This window comes from Calidithermus terrae (genome assembly GCF_003574345.1).
In the GTDB taxonomy this organism is placed as follows: Bacteria; Deinococcota; Deinococci; order Deinococcales; family Thermaceae; genus Calidithermus; species Calidithermus chliarophilus.
This window is the reverse complement of record NZ_QXDL01000017.1, coordinates 1-16,758: the sequence shown is the minus strand read 5'-3', so window position 1 is coordinate 16,758 and position 16,758 is coordinate 1. Positions and strand designations below refer to the sequence as shown.

Here is a 16,758-nt window from a genome sequence, read left to right as displayed (position 1 = left end):
TGTATCGGGAATTGCAGGAGGGCGCCCGGGAGGAGGGGGTGACCCTCGAGGTCTACCTTCTAGCCCTCGTGGCCCAGGGCGCGCCGCAACAACGACTGCACCTTGAACTGCAGAACGTCTGCCAACGGCTCGACCGCATGGAGCACCGGCTGCTCGCGTGGGGCTGGCAGATCGAAACCCAAGTCCGCGCGAACGCCTTCGAGCGTCTGCGTGGACCCCACGTCGTGGCCCAAGTGCGAGAGGATTTCCAACGTTTCCTGGGGGCCTAGCTTGAGTAAGAGGTCTGCCAACGCCCGATCAGCCCTGAGCCCCGCCGAGTATGGGAAGTTCATCGAAGGGCTAGAGCTTTTCGAAGTTCGACTGGTCCGCCTCAACGTCGAAGCCAGGAGCTTCGCGATCAAGCCCGCTGATACCCGGCTCGAGGTCGCGGACGAGGCGAGCTACACGCTCGTAGACGGCGGCTTTGAAGTTTTCCACCGCTACTCGCTGCTCGCGACTGATGCTCAGCAATCTTCCGAACCCGTCGGAAGAATCGAAGCGGAATTCGGGCTGCGTTTCACGAGTGCTCAACCGATCAACCAGCCGTACTTCGAGATTTTCCGTGACGTCAATCTCCCGGTGAACACCTGGCCTTACTGGAGAGAGCTGGTTCAGGCGATGACGGCGCGGATGGGATGGCCGCCTATCACGATGCCTTTGTTGAAGCGGGGAACCCGGCCAGTCCGCAAGCCCGCTGTTCGGAAAGGTGGGAAATAGCCATGTCCGTATTGCCCGTTGGAGAGCTTTTATGAGCCGGCCGGCCCCCCACGACGACCGCCAACTCGCCGCCTCGCTCTGGGCGAGCGCGATCGGCCTCTACGTCGTCCCCCAGTGGCTCAACGCCCAGGCCAGCGTCGCGGGTCTCGTGCTGGCGGTGCTGGCTTTGCAACTGGCGGCTCTGCTCAGGGGGAGCCCGTACTCGAGGCTCCAACTGCTCCAGATCGCCGCCCTCATCGCCGTTACGGCCGTGGGGGAGCCCGTGGTAGCTTCCCTGGCGGGCCTGCTCCAGCCCCAACCCCGCCTCCTGCCCTCGGAGGTGCCGCTCATCCAGCCCTACTCGGTGCTGGTCGGTGCGTACATGTTGCTGGTTACCGGCCTCTTCGTCTGGGGGTGGCTGCGCGCTCGAGCCGGGTCGGTCGAACCCCTGCCCGTGCTCGGTGGGTGGGCTCAGCGGATCGCCGCCTCGGTGCGCTCGGACTGAGCGCGGAGGCCTCGAGCCACCGACGCTTACAGCTCCTGAAGCCGCCTGAGCCAACTCTGCGGCCGGCGTGCCAAATGGGTATTGACAACCGGCGATTTTGCTTACAATAGGGCGCAGACGGCGGCCACTCGGCCAGAGCCCAAGCCGTTATCCCCCAGGAGGTGAAGCCATGCCCCACGTGATTACCGAGCCGTGCATCGGCGTGAAGGACAACTCGTGCACCGAGGTGTGCCCGGTCGAGTGCATCTACGACGGCGGTGACCAGTACTACATCCACCCCGACGAGTGCATCGACTGCGGGGCCTGCGTGCCGGCCTGCCCGGTCTCGGCCATCTACCCCGAGGAGGACGTGCCGGAGAACTGGCAGAGCTACATCGCCAAGAACCGCAAGATGTCGGGGTTGGAGTAAAGGTCGTACGTCCTGCGTCGTACGTCGTACGCAAGACGCAATACGCCAGACGCCAGACGCCGATTGCAGGGGCGGGCCTTGTGCCCGCCCTTCGTCTTGTCTCCCTTCTGCCAACCCCCTACCTCGCCCCTACCCCTAGCATCTCGGGGTGCAGGCCCCGCTCGGCGAGCATCTTGCCGATCTCGGGGAGGTAGATGGGGTTCATGACGAGCACCACGTCGGGGCGGTAGGCCTCGAGGAAGTCCGGTCCCACCACCTTGTGGCCGGTGGCGGGCATGTAGAAGCCCTGCTTGTAGGGGTTGATGTCCACGGCGTACTCGATCTCGTCCTGCAGGCCCAGGGTGGTGAGGAAGGAGACGCCCTTCGAGCCCGCGCCCCAGATCACCACCTTCTTGCCCTCGGCGTGCCAGCCCCGGATCAGGCCTTGCCAGCGGGCGATCTCCTGCACCACGGCCTGTTTGAACTGCGGGACGAGGGTGTTCAGCAGCTCGAGGTCGTCCTCCTCGGGCAGCAGCGCGTTGGGCCCGCCCGGCCGGGCGTAGAGCAGGATGTACTGGTCGTTGTAGGCCCGCACGTTCTCCAGCACGCGGAACCCGGCGCGGCGGTGCAGGCGGCCCAGCGAGCCCTGGGTGAAGTAGGAGGCGTGCTCGTAGAAGATGTCCCAGAAGGCGCACTCCTCGAGGATGCGGCGCACGTCGGGCACCTCCATGAAGTACAGCGCGTCGGAGCGCATGTGGGTGCGCACGGTGCGCACGAACTGCGCGACCTCGGGGATGTGCTCGAGGGTGTGGCGGTGCATCACCACGTCGGCCTCGGGCGTGCGCCCGGTGTGGTTCTCGTACCAGTCGATGACGTACTCGATGACGCCCTGGGCCTCCGGCAGGCGGCCGGGCACGGCGGCGGGGTCCATGCCTAAGCCGGTGTTGCCGCCCTGCTTGCAGACCTCGAGCAAGAACTCCCCCTTCCCGCAGCCGATCTCCAGGAGCTTCTGACCCCGCACGCCGTAGCCCTCGACGAGCTTGCGCGCGAGCTCCTTGGCGAACTTGCCGAAGGTGGGGGAGAAGCCCTGGGTCTCCTCGTAGTTCTCGTCGTAAGAGAGCAGCGCGAAGTCGAACTCGGTGTTCTGGATGAAGCCGCAGCTCGGGCAGTAGGCGAGCTCGAGGTCGCCCCGGGGCACCGCCAGCGCCTCTTCCCGCGTGGCGATGAGCCGGATGCAGTGGATGGGGATGTTGGGCGCACGGTAGAAGGGCTCGAGTTCCGTATGCCCACAAGCACGGCAGTGCTTAGCCCCCGGCTTGGCCTGGGGGTAGGGGTTGGTCTGGGGTTGGGGGATGGACATGGTGTGCAAGCTCCGTTGTTTGACGACCCTCAGCCGTCAGCCCTCAGCCGCCGGCGTCGAGGGCCGAGACGTCCTGCGCCCCGCGTTTTGCGTACGACGTACGACGTAGGGCACGCGTCCTGCATTGTGCATTCACCGATTGACCCTCACCGCGTCCTCCACCACCGGCCCCACGATCTCCGGGTGCGGCAGCGGCACGATGAACTTGCCGCCGAGCCGGGCGAACTCGGCTTGCTGCTCGATGACGGCCTGGGCGTAGTCCCAGGCCAGGATCAGCAGGTAGTCGGGGCGGCTGACGAGGGCGTGCTCGGGCGAGAAGACGGGCAGGTGGACGCCGGGGACGTAGAGCCCCTGCTTGAAGGGGTCGGGGTCAACGACGTACTCGACGACCTCGCGGCCTAAGCCCACGTAATTGAGCATCAGCACGGCGCGGGCGCTGGCGCCGTAGGCGGCGATGCGCTTGCCCTTGGCCCGCAGCTCCAGCAGCAGCGCCAGCAGCGCCTCGCGGGCCGAGGCCACGCGGGAGGCGAACTCCTGGTAGAAGGCCAGGCTCGACATGCCCAGCCGGCGCTCGAGCTCGAGGTAGCGGTGCACCGAGGGCTCGGCGGGGCGGGCCTTGCCGGCGTAGAAGCGCAGCAGGCCGGGGCGGGTGGGGTGGCGCTCGAGGCGGAACAGGCGCAGGCCGTGGCGCAGCAGCAGGGTCTGGATCGAGGTCACCGAGAAGTAGCTCTTGTGCTGCGGGTGCAGCGTGTCGAACTCGCGCCCTTCGATGAGGTAGCGGATGTAGGGGCTCTCGAAGAACGCCACGCCGTCCTCGCGCAGCGCCAGCGCGATGGCCGCGATGAAACCGCCCGGCTCGTCGGTCTCGGCCAGGGTGTTGTGGGCGAGGATGAGGTGGGCCTTGGGGTGGCGCTGGGCGTAGTCGCGGCCCAAGCTCTCCACCCCCCGCACCTCGACGGCGCTCTGCTGCAGCTTGGAGCGCAGCTCGGCCAGCGGGTTGCCCAGCTCGAGCACCACGCTCGCCTCGCCCAGCCCCAATTCCTCGACGAACTGCTGGAAGCCCTGCGGGCTGCCCAGGCCGAAGTAGGCGAAGTCCTCGGGCTCGCTGGCGGCGGGGCGCACGGCGCTCATCTGCTGCACCAGCGCGCAGCGGTGGCAGAAGCCCAGCTCGATGGGCACCCGGATCTCGAGCACGCCCAGGTGTTCGGGGCCGATGAGGCCCTGGGGCAGCTTCCCCAGCTCGAGGAAACTGCTGAGCTGAGCCGAACCGCACGAGCGACAACGGTGTATTTTTCTCACGGCGATCCCTCTAAGTCCCGTCTTTCAATCGTGGCCGTGGCCGCAAGCCCGGTGTTGGGCGGGTAGCCCGGCCCAGGCGCCATCACGACTGCACGGTCTCCTTCCAGTAGAGCTCCTCGTCGAGCCTGCCCTCGGCCTGCAGCTCCTTGATGCGCTTGATGCGCATGAAGCGCGAGCTCTTGAAGCTCTCCAGCGTCAGGCCGCGGCTGCGGCGGTACTCGTCGTAGAGCTGCTCGATGCCCTTGCGCACCGTCCAGACCGGCTTGAACTCGGGGAGCACGGCCTTGATCTTGTCGCAGTTGACGCGGTAGTTGCGGATGTCGGGCTCGGCCCCGTCGGAGAAGGTGGCGGTGCTGCCGGGGACCACCTCCGCCACCATCTGCGCCACCTCGCGCACGCGGTAGTTCTCGCTGGTCTGGCCCACGTTCAACGCCTCCAGGTGCACGCGCTCGCGGGGGGCCTCGAGCGCCGCCAGGAAGGCGCGCGAGATGTCCTCGATGTGCACGAAGGGCCGCCAGGGCATGCCGTCGGACTTCATGGCGATCTCGCCGGTGAGGTGGGCCAGGCCGGTGAGGTCGTTGACGACTAAGTCCGAGCGCAGCCGCGGCGAGAAGCCGTAGGCGGTGGCGCAGCGCATGAAGGTGGGGCTGAAGTTCTCGTCGGCCAGGGGGGCGAGGTCGAACTCGCAGCGGATCTTGGACTCCCCGTAGGGCGTGACCGGGTTGAAGCCGGCGGTCTCGTCGAGGAAGTCCTGCGGCCCGGCGCCGTAGAGGCTGCAGGAGCTGGCGAAGAGGAAGCGCTTGACCCCGGCCTTCTTGGCCGCCTGCGCGGTGCGGATGACGCCGTAGTGGTTGATGGCGTAGGTGGTCCGGGCGTTGAGGTTGCCCAGCGGGTCGTTGGAGAGCGCGGCCAGCGCGATCACCGCGTCGAAGCCCACGAAGTGCTCGGGCTCGACCTGCCGCACGTCGACGCGGATGGAGGGGATGGCGGGGGGCTCCTCGCTGAAGTGGCAGCCCTCGTAGAGGAAGCTGTCGAGGCCCACCACCTCGTGCCCGGCGTTCTGCAGGAAGGGCACCATCACGCTGCCGATGTAGCCGTTGTAGCCCGTAACCAGGATCTTCATAGCAATGCTCCTAAACCTGCCCGAATACTTTGCCGTCGAGGCTGCGGGCGTGTTCGTCCCAGATCTTCCAGGGGGCGCGGCCCCCGTCCCACAGCTTCTCGAGGTACACCTTGTCGCGCTGGGCGTCCATGGGCTGGAAGAAGCCCTCGTGCTTGAAGGCCATGAGCTCGCCGGCCATGCTCAAGCGCTCCCAGGTCTCGGCCAGGTCGCTGGCGTCGCCCTCGATGTACTCCTCGCAGACCTCGGGCTCGAGCACCGCGAAGCCGCCGTTGATCCAGGCGGTGTCGAGGGGCTTCTCGCTGAAGTCGGCCACCCGGTCGCCCTCGAGGACGAGCTGCCCGAAGCGGGGCGGGGGGTGCACGGCGGTGAGGGTGGCGAGCTTGTCGTGCCCCTTGTGGAAGCGCAGCAGCTCGGGGATGTTCACCGTGGAGACCGAGTCCCCGAAGGTCATGAAGAAGGTGCCGTCGAGGTAGGGCCGCAGCCGCTTAATGCGCCCGGCCGTGTTGGTGTGCAGGCCGGTGTCAACGAGCTTGACCTTCCAGTCGAGGGCGTGGGGGTTCTCCACCTCGACGGTGCCGCGCCCTAGGTCGAGGTGCATGTTGCCCGAGTAGGCGGCGAAGTCGGCGAACCACTTCTTGACGTACTCGCCCTTGTAGCCCAGCGCGATGACGAACTCGCTGTACCCGTAGTGCGAGTAATGCATCATGATATGCCACAGGATCGGCATGTTGCCGATCTCCACCATGGGTTTGGGCTTGACCACCGTCTCCTCGGAGAGCCGGCTGCCCACCCCACCTGCCAGAATCACTACCTTCACGCCTCAACACCTCCCGAATGATCGAAAAACCCAGCCTACAGCTTAGGGGGGGCAGCGTGACAGTCGCGTTATGGGCTAGCTGGCCCGTCTCCAACGGCCCAGATGGGGGGGCGTTAACTGCCTATGAGCGGCCGTAGCGTGGGCAACGGGAAGATAACGGGGAACTTCACAAAGTGCCGGTGGCCGATAGCCGGGCGCAGGGCGTGGGTCGTGCGTCGTGCGTCGTGCGTCGTACGCAAGACGCAAAACGCGAGACGCAAAACGCAAAACGCACGTCCTACGTCCTACGTCGTACGTTGTACGTCGTACGCAGGACGCCTTGTCACCCCCCTTAGCAAGGGGGGCTGGGGGGGATAAACCCTCCCCGCACGCGGGGAGGGTTGGGGTCAACCACAGGCCACCAGCCTTTTGCTGACGGCTGATAGCTGATAGCTGATGGCTTACCGCTTTACCGCCGCAGGGCCCAGGGCAGCCCGGTGATCTCGAGGTACTCGCTCACGGCGTCGATGTACTCGCCCCAGGTGAAGCTGAGCTCGATCTCGTCGCGAACGTTGGCGATGCGGTCGAAGTATTCCTCGTCGGTGAGGTCGCCGCGGTCGTAGAGGGCCTTGCTCTGGGCGAGGTACTGCTGCTCGAGGACGATGGCGCGTTCGCCGAGCGTGAGGCGGCGCTCGAGCAGGGCCAGGCGCTCGCGGCGGGCGCGCAGGTCGGCGGCGATCTCGGCCTCGAGGGTCTGCAGGACGAGGTTCTGGCTCTGCAGGCGGGCGTTGGCGCCGTAGGCGGTGTTGAAGAACAGGGCGTCGAGGTCGATCTCGGCCTCGAGGACGAAGCCCCAGCTCGGCGCGTCGATGGCGTTCTCGTCGGTGGAGGGGGAGCGCAGGTCGAGGCTGGTGCCCACCGAGAAGACCCCCTCGTTGAAGCTCACCGAGCCGCCGATGCCGAAGGAGTCGCGGGCGGTGGTCATGCCCACCCCCGCGCGGAAGCCGGGCAGCCAGGAGAAGTTGGCCCCGCGGGCCTCGATCTGGATCTGGGTGAGGGTGGCGAGCTCGTTGAGGTAACGCGTGGTGGTGCGGGGGGAGACGTCGGGGGTGGCGAAGCGCACGGTGCGGCCCTCGGCGTTGCCGCGCAGGCCGTACCGGGCCGCGTCGCGCTGGGCGGCGGCGAGGGCGCTGCGGGCCGACTCGACGCCGAGCTGGGCGCTCTCGACCCCCAGCTCGGCGCGCTGCAGGTCGAGGGCGGTGGCCTGGTTCTCCTCGCGCCGCTCGCGGACGGCGGCCAGGCGGGCGCGGGCCACGCCCAGGCGGGCTTCAGCCTCGCGCAGGAAGAGCTGCTGCTGCCACACGCGGGTGTGGGCCTGCAGGGCCAGGCGGGTGCTCTCGCGCAGGAGGTTGAGGTAGGACTGGCGGCGGTCCTCGAGGTCGCGCGCCAACTGCCCCACGCTGCCGGGGTTGAGCGTCCAGCCGAGCTCCAGGCGCAGCCCGTAGCCGCTGGTGGGGTTGCTCTCCAGGAAGACCGCGTCGGGCGACTGCCCCAAGGCCAGCGTGGGCAGGGCTTTGGCCCCGAACCCCCCCTGCGCGAGCTGCAGGGCCTGCTGGGCCGCGTCGAACTGGGCTTTGGCTAAGTCGGCGCGGGGGTCTTTATACCTCAAGGCGTCCTCCGGGCCGAAGGCGGCCGCCAGCGACGCCAGAATCCAGGCCAGTGATAGTGCGGTGCCCCGTAGAATAGGTCTCATTTCTCCTCCGTGATCTCACGCGGGTGGGCGGGAATGACTCAACGCCTTGCCCCGAGTCTAGCCACTCGGCGTAAACCGGGCGTTAAGGAACACCCGGCACTGGGCTTTTCCCCGCCAGAGCCCCCCTTGAGGGGGCAGGGGCGGGGGCGCCGTCACCTGAAACGCGAGGCTTAACGGCCCAGGTAACGAGCGCCACATCAGCCGGGGCTACACTGGAGGGCGTGAGGGGATTCCGGCACACCGCCAGGGGGCTGCTGCGCCTCGCCCTGATCGTGCGGCTGGGCCTGCACGAGCGGCTGCGGCTTCTCTGGCTGCCGGGCCTTAATCCTCCGGCCATGTTTCGCCGCAGCGAGCAGGCGCGGCTGCCGTTGAGCCTCGAGCACGCCTACTACCCGGTGCGCCGCCAGGGGGAGCTGGTGCTGATCCCCAAGGACGCGTACTACCAAGAGGCGGAGGAGCTGCTCGAGCGGGTGAGCGGGGACGGGGCATGAGGTGTGGGACGCCGAGCGCTGATAGCTGATAGCTGAATGCGGGTCTTACGTCGTACGTCGTACGCCGTACGCAAAACGCCAAACGCAAGACGCAAAACGCCCTTTCTTCACCCCCCTTAGCAAGGGGGGCCGGGGGGGATACCCCCTCCCCGCGCGCGGGGAGGGAAGGGGAGGGGTTTACCACAAGCTGACGGCTGAGGGCTGACGGCTAATAGCCGAATAGCCGAGGTGCTGCTGTTAGCGGTCTGCCTTTCCAGTTCCGCCTTGGCTGGCACTAAGGAATAGAAAACGCTTTCTTGGCGTTTCGTTGGGCGGTTGAGGTGTGGACCTCGCGGAGATCGGCTGTCAGATGGCGAATTTTCCGGGTTTGGCCCGGCCAGGCTTGTCGTGAAAGGGGCGCGAGGGCTCGAGGGTGCGGAATTGATCGATCTGGAAAATGCTTGTTGACATCCTGTTGACAGCGCTTTCAAAGAGTGGTTTACTGTGAGCCAGTCAACAGTGTCGCGAGAGCCATCACCCTGGAGGGAAGTGTGCCTGATTCGGTCACCTTGAGCCACGTCGCGCGGGAGGCGGGAGTCTCCCCGAGCACGGTCTCGAGGGTCATCAACGGCACGGCCCGGGTCGCGCCCGAGAAGGAGCGCGCGGTCTACGAGGCGATCCGGCGGCTGGGGTATCAGCCCAACCTCATCGCCCAGGGGCTCGCCAAGGGCAAGTCGATGAGCGTTGGGGTCATCACCCAGGACGTCGCCAGCCCTTACTACGGCGAGGTGATCAAGGGGGTCGAGGAGGGCCTCAGCGGCAGCCCCTACTACCCGGTGTTCGCCAGCGGGCACTGGCGCCCCGACGCCGAGCGCGAGGCCTTCAAGGTGCTCAACGGGCGTAAGATCGACGGCCTGATCGTCATGGGCGGCCTGCTCCCCGACGACGAGCTCCGCGCCCTGGCCGGGGGCCTGCCCACGGTGGTCCTCGGCCGCACGGTGCCGGGCCTCGAGCCCGACTGCCTCACGGTCGATCACGTCCAGGGCGCCTACGAGGCCACCCGCCACCTCATCGACCTCGGGCACCGGCGCATCGCCCACATCGCCGGGCCGCTCTACCAGCAGGACGCCCGCGACCGCCTCGAGGGCTACCGCCGGGCCCTCGCCGACGCCAACCTCAACTTCGACCCCCGCCTGGTGGTCGAGGGCGACTACCACGAGCCTTCCGGCCTGATGGCGGTGGAGGCCCTGCTCGCGCGGGGCGCGCTGTTCACGGCCATCTTCTCCTCCAACGACCAGATGGCCTACGGCGCGCGATTGGCGCTGTACCGCCGGGGCATCCAGGTTCCCGGCGAGGTCTCGCTGGTCGGCTTCGACGACCTGCCGGGCTCGAGCTACACCACCCCGCCCCTCACCACCGTGGCCCAGCCGTCCCTGGAGTTCGGCCGCGAGGCCGCCCGGGCCATCCTCAGCAAGCTCGAGGGGCGGCCCTACGCCTTCGCGCCGCTGGCGAACCGCCTCGTCGTGCGCGAGTCCACGGCCCTGCTGCGCCAGGGGGTGCGCTAGCGTGCCCCACTCCCCCGATCCCCCGGAGGCGCTTCCTGTGAAGCGCTCTGCCCGTGCCTCAAATCCCGCGAAGGAGGTGTTCGAGTTCCCGGTTTGAAAGCGCTTACAAAACCTCGGCAATCGGCTTAAGGGACGAGTCTCGAGCGAGGAGGTCTTCGGATGAGGAAAGCTGCAGTCGTGCTACTGGCCGCACTGGCCCTGGGCGGGCTGGCCCTGGCCCAGAAGAAAGTGATCACCGTGGGGGTGTTCCCCAACCTGGACGACGCCATCAAGGCGCAACTCCCCGGCTTCAACAAGCTCTACCCCAACATCGAGGTCAAGCTGGTGACCCTGCAGTACGCCGACCACCACAACGCCCTGACCACCGCGCTCGCCACCGGGCAGGGCCTGCGCGACGTCGAGGCCATCGAGATCGGCTTCGTGGGCCGCTTCGCCGAGGGCCAGGGCTTCGAGGACCTCAACAAGCCCCCCTACAACGCCGACCTGTACAAGAAGCTCTTCACGCCCTACACCATCGCCCAGGCCACCAGCGCCGACGGCCGCTTCATCGCCATGCCCGTAGACATCGGGCCGGGCACCTTCTACTACCGCAAGGACATCCTCGACAAGGCCGGGATCAACCCCGCGAGCATGATGACCTGGAACGGGTACATCGAGGCGGGCAAGAAGATCAAGGCCATGGACAAGAACGTCTTCCTCATCGCCAACGCCGCCGACGTGGCCTGGATCAACATCTTCTCGAGCGTGGGCGCGGGCGAGGGCTACTACTTCGACAAGAGCGGCAAGGTGGTCGTGGACGGCCCGCGCTTCGTGCGCGCCTTCGAGCTCGCCAAGCAGATCCGCGACGCCGGGCTCGACGCCAAGATCGGGGCCTGGACCAACGAGTGGTACGACGGCTTCAAGAAGGGCACCGTCGCCACGCAGTTCTCCGGCGCCTGGCTGCAGGGCCACCTGCAGAACTGGATGGCCCCCGAGACCAAGGGCCTGTGGCGCGTGCAGCAGCTCCCCGAGGGGCTGTACGGCTCGTGGGGCGGCAGCTTCTACGGCATCCCCAGCGCCTCGAAGAACAAGGCCGAGGCCTGGACGCTGATCAAGTACCTCACCACCAACCGCGCCGCGCAGGTTGACGCCTTCAAGGCCATCGGGGCTTTCCCGGCGCTGCTGTCGGCCCAGACCGACCCCGTCTTCGAACAGGGCGTCGAGTTCCTGGGCGGCCAGAAGGCCCGCGTGCTGTGGCGCGAGGCCGCCCGCAAGATCAAGCCGGTGGAGGCCAACAAGTACGACCGCGTCGCCAACGAGATCATCAGCACCGCGCTCTCGCAGGTGCTGGACGAGGGCAAGGACATCAAGGCCGCGCTGGCCGAGGCCAAGACCCTCATCGAGCGCCGCATGCGCTAGCGCTGCCCGTCGCGGGAGGACTCGAGCCCACACCGCACCCGAGGAGTCCGGTGTGGGCTCGGCCTGAAACCCCCTGAGCGCTGCTTGAGCGAAAGGAGCGTCGCAGTGCAACGCAGCAGCACCGCCCCTCCCAGGGCCATCAGCCGGCAGATGCGCTGGAGCAACCTGCAGCGCCGCTGGGCCCCGTACGTCTTCATCAGCCCCTTCTTCATCCTGTTCCTGGTCTTCGGGCTCTACCCCACGCTGTTCTCGCTGTACATGTCCTTCCAGTCGTGGTCGCAGACCGACGGCTGGGGCAACTGGAAGTTCGTGGGCCTGGAGAACTACGGCTTCACCTTCACCGACCCCATGTTCTGGCGGGCGATGTACAACACGGTGTGGCTGGGCGTGGTCTCGGGGTTGCCGCAGCACCTGCTGGCGATCCCGCTGGCCTTCGTCATCCACATGGGCCTCAGCCGCTTCAAGACCTTCACCAGCGCGGTCTACTTCCTGCCCTACATCACCTCGACCGTCGCGGTGGCCCTGATCTTCAGCACGCTCTTCTCGACCCAGAAGGGCGTGATCAACCAGACCATCGCCTACCTCAACACCCTGCCCCTCTTCGGCTGGTTCCTGCCCGACGAGCCCGTCAACTGGTTCCTCAACTCCACCATCAAGTGGGGGATCGCGCTGGTGGTGATCTGGAAGTACACCGGCTGGAACACCCTGCTCTACCTCTCGGCCATCCAGGCCATCCCCCGTGAGCTCTACGAGGCCGCCTCGGTGGACGGGGCCACCCGCTGGCAGCAGTTCCGCTTCGTGACGCTGCCGCTGCTGCGCCCCATGATGTTCTTCGCGGTCTCGCTCACCATCATCGGCAGCATGCAGCTCTTCGAGGAGCCCTTCGTGCTGCTCAACGGCGGGGCCAGCTCGGCCACGCAGGGCGGGCAGACGGTGGCGATGTACATGTTCCGCACCGCCTTCGAGTGGCTCGAGATGGGCACGGCGGCCTCCATCGCCTGGCTGCTGTTCATCGTCATCGCCGTGCTCACCATCATCAACAACCTCGTCTTCGGGCGCGCGGCCCAGGGAAGGGGGGAGTGAGGCATGGCCGTACAAGCACCCAAACCCGTCGCCCGCCGCAGCCTCGGCGGCGGCCTGGCCCGGCTGAGCGGCTACGGGCTGCTGCTGCTGGGCGGGCTGGCGACGCTGGCCCCCTTCTACTTCATGTTCGTCTTCGCCACCCACGAGCGCTCGGAGATCTTCGGCTCCCCGCCGCCGCTGTGGTTCGGCGACGACCTGGCGACGAACTACCAGATCCTGCTCGAGAAGATCCCCTTCTGGCGGGCCTACTGGAACAACGTCTACCTGGCGCTGGTGGTCACGCTGTGCAACCTGTTCTTCTGCAGCCTGGCCGGCTACGCCTTCGCCATGTACGAGTTCCGCGGGCGCAACCAGCTCTTCGCCTTCGTGCAGGCCACGCTGCTGATCCCGGCCATCCTCAACCTCATCCCCTTCTACCTGGTCATGACCCAGCTCGACCGGGCCATGGACCCCCTCGCCAACGCCTTCGCCGGGACCTTTCTGGGGCAGCTCCACCTCTTCGACTGGATCAACACCCCCAAGGCGCTGTGGCTGCCGGGCATGGCCGGGGCCATCGGCATCTTCATGATGCGCCAGTACATCGCCTCGGCCATCCCCCGCGACCTCGTGGACGCCGCCCGCATCGACGGGTGCAGCGAGTTCGGCATCTACTGGCGCGTCGTGCTGCCGCTGGTGCGGCCGGTGCTGGGCACGCTGGGCCTGATCACCTTCATCGGCTCCTGGAACCGCTTCGCCGACGTGGCCGTGATCCTGCGCAGCCAGGAGACCCAGACCCTGCCGGTGGTGCTGCGCACCCTACAGGGGGCGACCGACGTGGAGTGGGGCGCGATCATGACCGGCACGGCGCTGCTGGTGGCCCCGTTGCTGCTGCTGTTCGTCTTCGCCGCCCGGCAGCTCATGGAAGGACTGACCTCCGGTGCGGTCAAGAGCTAATCCCCTCCTCCGCACGCTCGCCGCGGGGGCGGCGGTGCTGGCCTCGCTGGCCCTGGCCCAGCCCGCCCCGCTGCGCGCGCTGGCCGAACAGCGCGGGCTGTTGATCGGCGCGGCGGTGGGCGGGGCGCTGTACGACCCCCTCGAGCCCGAGTACGCCCAGATCCTCGCCCGCGAGTTCAACCTGGTGGTGGCCGAGAACGCCATGAAGTGGGCCTCGCTGAGCAACGAGCGGGGGCAGTACGGCTTCGCCGGCGCCGACGCCCTGGTGCGCTTCGCCCGCCAGCACGGCCAGCGGGTACGCGGCCACACCCTCATCTGGCACGAGCAACTGCCCGCGTGGGTGCGCAACGGCGCCTTCTCCCGCGAGGCCATGCTGGCGGTGATGCAGGAGCACATCCAGGCGGTGGCCGGGCACTTCCGCGGCCAGGTGGCCTACTGGGACGTGGTCAACGAGGCGGTGAGCGACCGGGGCGGCCTGCGCGAGACCCCCTTCCTGCGGGCCGTGGGCCCCGACTACCTCGAGCACGCCTTCCGCTTCGCCCGCGCCGCCGACCCCCAGGCCAAGCTCTTCTACAACGACTACGGCGCCGACGGCATAAACACGAAGTCGGACGAGATCTACGCCCTGCTCAAGGCGCTCAAGGCCAAGGGCGTCCCCATCGACGGCGTGGGCTTCCAGGCCCACCTCGACAGCACCTTCTCCCCCCGGCAGGCGCGCATGCGGGAGAACCTGCAGCGCTTCGCCGACCTGGGCCTGGAGGTGCACATCACCGAGCTCGACGTGCTGCTGAGGGGGGCGGGCACGAGGGAGGAGCGGCTGGAGGCGCAGGCCCGGGTGTACGCCGAGGTGCTCGAGGCCTGCCGCGCCGTCGCCCGCTGCACCGCCGTGACGCTGTGGGGCTTCACCGACGCCTACTCCTGGCGGGCCGCCGCCGAGCCCCTGATCTTCGACGCGCTCTACCGGCCCAAGCCGGCCTACCACGCCCTGTTGCGGGCCCTGGGGGGCACCCCCTGAGCGGCCCGACCCGACCCTGACGAGGACCACGACCATGACCATCCGACGCGACGACTTCCCCGGCGACTTCGTGTGGGGCACCGCCACCGCCGCCTACCAGATCGAGGGGGCCGCCCTCGAGGACGGCCGCGCCCCCAGCATCTGGGACACCTTCAGCCACACCCCCGGCAAGACCCGCGCGGGCGACACCGGCGACGTCGCCTGCGACCACTACCGCCGCTACCGCGAGGACGTGGCGCTGATGCGCGACCTGGGCGTCAACGCCTACCGCTTCTCCGTCGCCTGGCCCCGCGTGCTGCCCCAGGGCCGCGGCGCGGTCAACGACGCCGGGCTCGACTTCTACGACCGGCTGGCGGACGCGCTGCTGGAGGCCGGGATCACGCCGTGGGCCACCCTCTACCACTGGGATTTGCCCCAGGCCCTCGAGGACGCCGGCGGCTGGCCCGAGCGCGACACCGCCCACGCCCTGGCCGAGTACGCCGCCGTGGTGGGGCAGCGCCTGGGCGACCGCGTCAAGCACTGGATCACCCTCAACGAGCCGTGGTGCTCGGCCTACCTGGGCTACGGCAACGGCGTGCACGCCCCCGGTCGCCAGGACTTCGCCCTCTCGCTGCAGGCCGCCCACCACCTGCTGCTGGGGCACGGCCTGGCAGCAGAGGCGCTGCGGGCGGCGGTCCCCGGGGCGCGGGTGGGGGTCACCCTCAACCTCACCCCCACCCACCCCGCCACGCCCGACCCCCGCGACCTCGAGGCCGCCCGCCGCTACGACGGCTTCTTCAACCGCTGGTACCTCGACCCGCTGTTCGGCTTCGGCTACCCGCGCGACGTGTGGGAGCTCTACGGGGCCATGGTGCCCCGGGTGGAGCCGGGGGACCTCGAGGCCGTCGCCGCCCCCCTCGACTTCCTGGGCGTCAACTACTACTCGCGCTCGGTGGTGCGGCACGGCGGCCAGGGCCCCCTCTTCGTCGAGCACGTGCGGCCGGAGGGCGAGTACACCTACATGAACTGGGAGGTCTACCCCGACGGCATCCGCGAGATCGTGGCGCGGGTGGCCCGCGAGTACCGCCCGCCGGCCGTCTACATCACCGAGAACGGGGCCTGCTACCCCGACGGCGTGGACGACGACGGCGAGATCCACGACCCCCGGCGCACGGCCTACTACCAGTCCCACCTCAGCAAGTGCGCCCAGGCCGTGCGGGAGGGGGTTCCGCTGAAGGGCTACTTCGCCTGGAGCCTGCTGGACAACTTCGAGTGGGCCGAGGGCTACGACAAGCGCTTCGGGCTGTTCTACGTCAACTTCGCCACCCAGGAGCGCCGCCTCAAGCAGAGCGGGCGCTGGCTCAAGGGCTTCCTCGAGGGCGGCGCGGGGGCCGGCTGAATGATCCGCAACCCCGTCCTGCCTGGCTTCAACCCCGACCCCTCCGTCGTGCGGGTGGGGGAGGACTACTACGTCGCCACCTCCACCTTCGAGTGGTTCCCCGGCGTGCAGATCCACCACTCGCGCGACCTGGCGCACTGGCGGCTGGCGGGGCGGCCCCTGGCCCGCCGCTCGCAGCTCGACCTGCTGGGCAACCCCGACTCCGGGGGCGTGTGGGCCCCCTGCCTGAGCTACGCGGACGGGCGCTTCTGGCTCGTCTACACCGACGTCAAGACCTGGGCGCCCGAGGCCCCCTTCAAGGACACCCACAACTACCTCGTCACCGCCGAGCGCGTGGAGGGGCCGTGGTCGGAGCCGGTCTACCTCAACTCCTCCGGCTTCGACCCCTCGCTCTTCCACGACGACGACGGGCGCAAGTGGCTCTTGAACATGGTCTGGGACCACCGCAAGGGCCGCAACGCCTTCGCGGGCATCCTGCTGCAGGAGTACGACCCCGTGCGGCAGGAGCTGGTGGGCCCCGTGCGCAACATCTTCCGCGGCACCTGCCTGGGCGTCACCGAGGGGCCGCACCTCTACAAGCGCGGCGGCTGGTACTACCTGCTCACCGCCGAGGGGGGCACCTCCTACGAGCACGCCGTGACCCTGGCCCGCTCGCGCTCGATCTTCGGGCCCTACGAGGTCCACCCCGCCAACCCCCTCCTCACCGCCCGGGATCACCCCGAGCTGCCCCTGCAGAAGGCGGGCCACGCCTCGCTGGTGGAGACCCCGGCGGGGGAGTGGTACATGGTCCACCTCACCGGCCGCCCGCTCGACCCGCCCACCGCCCCGCTGCGCCGCTGCAACCTGGGCCGCGAGACCGCCGTCCAGAAGCTCGAGTGGGCCCCCGACGGCTGGCCGCGCCGAGCGGCACGAGATCGTCCTGTACGGGAGCTGCCCCGACTGCCCCGGCGCCTGAAA

General features: G+C 68.4%; 17 protein-coding genes. 12 read left to right on the top strand and 5 right to left on the bottom strand.

Going from position 1 to position 16,758, the window contains the following annotated elements:
- Nucleotides 1–38 precede the first annotated feature (38 nt).
- The 4 genes from Mterra_RS23025 (at nt 39) to Mterra_RS03580 (ending at nt 1,649) form a co-directional block, all read left to right on the top strand.
- Nucleotides 39–269, top strand: a complete 231-nt coding sequence (locus tag Mterra_RS23025; RefSeq protein ID WP_245971514.1) for a hypothetical protein — start codon at nt 39–41, stop codon at nt 267–269.
- Nucleotide 270: 1 nt separating this feature from the next.
- The gene (locus tag Mterra_RS03590) at nt 271–756 is read left to right on the top strand and encodes a hypothetical protein (RefSeq protein WP_119313922.1); all 486 of its coding nucleotides are present in this window, start codon (nt 271–273) and stop codon (nt 754–756) included.
- A gap of 31 nt (nt 757–787) precedes the next feature.
- Nucleotides 788–1,240 carry a hypothetical protein gene (locus Mterra_RS03585; protein WP_119313921.1) on the top strand — a complete coding sequence of 151 codons (453 nt, stop codon included), beginning with the start codon at nt 788–790 and terminating at the stop codon, nt 1,238–1,240.
- Nucleotides 1,241–1,409: 169 nt separating this feature from the next.
- Nucleotides 1,410–1,649 (top strand): ferredoxin, encoded by a 240-nt coding sequence (locus Mterra_RS03580; protein WP_027891593.1) that lies wholly within the window; start codon nt 1,410–1,412, stop codon nt 1,647–1,649.
- 118 nt (nt 1,650–1,767) lie between these two features.
- Here Mterra_RS03580 and Mterra_RS03575 read toward each other — a convergent pair whose 3' ends face one another.
- The 5 genes from Mterra_RS03575 to Mterra_RS03555 form a co-directional block, all read right to left on the bottom strand.
- Nucleotides 1,768–2,988, bottom strand: a complete 1,221-nt coding sequence (locus Mterra_RS03575; RefSeq protein WP_119313920.1) for a class I SAM-dependent methyltransferase — start codon at nt 2,986–2,988, stop codon at nt 1,768–1,770.
- A gap of 132 nt (nt 2,989–3,120) precedes the next feature.
- On the bottom strand, nt 3,121–4,287 hold the full coding sequence (locus Mterra_RS03570) for a methyltransferase C-terminal domain-containing protein (protein ID WP_119313919.1): 1,167 nt from the start codon (nt 4,285–4,287) through the stop codon (nt 3,121–3,123).
- An 82-nt stretch (nt 4,288–4,369) separates the two neighbouring features.
- The gene (locus Mterra_RS03565; RefSeq protein ID WP_119313918.1) at nt 4,370–5,410 is read right to left on the bottom strand and encodes an NAD-dependent epimerase/dehydratase family protein; all 1,041 of its coding nucleotides are present in this window, start codon (nt 5,408–5,410) and stop codon (nt 4,370–4,372) included.
- Nucleotides 5,411–5,420: 10 nt separating this feature from the next.
- Nucleotides 5,421–6,227 carry a glucose-1-phosphate cytidylyltransferase gene (gene rfbF / locus Mterra_RS03560; RefSeq protein ID WP_119313917.1) on the bottom strand — a complete coding sequence of 269 codons (807 nt, stop codon included), beginning with the start codon at nt 6,225–6,227 and terminating at the stop codon, nt 5,421–5,423.
- Between the two features lie 448 nt (nt 6,228–6,675).
- A complete protein-coding gene (locus tag Mterra_RS03555; RefSeq protein WP_147372529.1) occupies nt 6,676–7,959 on the bottom strand; it encodes a hypothetical protein in 1,284 nt (427 codons plus the stop codon).
- A gap of 221 nt (nt 7,960–8,180) precedes the next feature.
- Here Mterra_RS03555 and Mterra_RS03550 point away from each other — a divergent pair, with 221 nt between their 5' ends.
- The 8 genes from Mterra_RS03550 to Mterra_RS03515 all read left to right on the top strand — a co-directional run.
- A complete protein-coding gene (locus tag Mterra_RS03550) occupies nt 8,181–8,450 on the top strand; it encodes a hypothetical protein (protein ID WP_119313915.1) in 270 nt (89 codons plus the stop codon).
- A 530-nt stretch (nt 8,451–8,980) separates the two neighbouring features.
- Nucleotides 8,981–9,994 (top strand): LacI family DNA-binding transcriptional regulator, encoded by a 1,014-nt coding sequence (locus Mterra_RS03545; protein ID WP_119313914.1) that lies wholly within the window; start codon nt 8,981–8,983, stop codon nt 9,992–9,994.
- A 159-nt stretch (nt 9,995–10,153) separates the two neighbouring features.
- Nucleotides 10,154–11,392: an ABC transporter substrate-binding protein gene (locus tag Mterra_RS03540; RefSeq protein WP_119313913.1), complete on the top strand. Its 1,239-nt coding sequence runs from the start codon at nt 10,154–10,156 to the stop codon at nt 11,390–11,392.
- Between the two features lie 105 nt (nt 11,393–11,497).
- Entirely contained in the window at nt 11,498–12,475 is a 978-nt protein-coding gene (locus Mterra_RS03535) for a carbohydrate ABC transporter permease (RefSeq protein WP_245971513.1), read from the top strand.
- A gap of 3 nt (nt 12,476–12,478) precedes the next feature.
- Complete coding sequence (locus Mterra_RS03530; protein ID WP_119313912.1) at nt 12,479–13,408, top strand: carbohydrate ABC transporter permease; 930 nt, start codon at nt 12,479–12,481, stop codon at nt 13,406–13,408.
- Nucleotides 13,392–14,423, top strand: coding sequence for an endo-1,4-beta-xylanase (locus Mterra_RS03525; protein ID WP_245971512.1), 1,032 nt, complete (start codon nt 13,392–13,394; stop codon nt 14,421–14,423). The genes Mterra_RS03530 and Mterra_RS03525 overlap by 17 nt, the downstream gene beginning before the upstream one ends.
- A gap of 34 nt (nt 14,424–14,457) precedes the next feature.
- Nucleotides 14,458–15,801 carry a GH1 family beta-glucosidase gene (locus tag Mterra_RS03520; protein ID WP_170159539.1) on the top strand — a complete coding sequence of 448 codons (1,344 nt, stop codon included), beginning with the start codon at nt 14,458–14,460 and terminating at the stop codon, nt 15,799–15,801.
- Nucleotides 15,802–16,758 (top strand): glycoside hydrolase family 43 protein (locus tag Mterra_RS03515; RefSeq protein ID WP_147372528.1); only part of this gene is annotated, 957 nt, incomplete at its 3' end.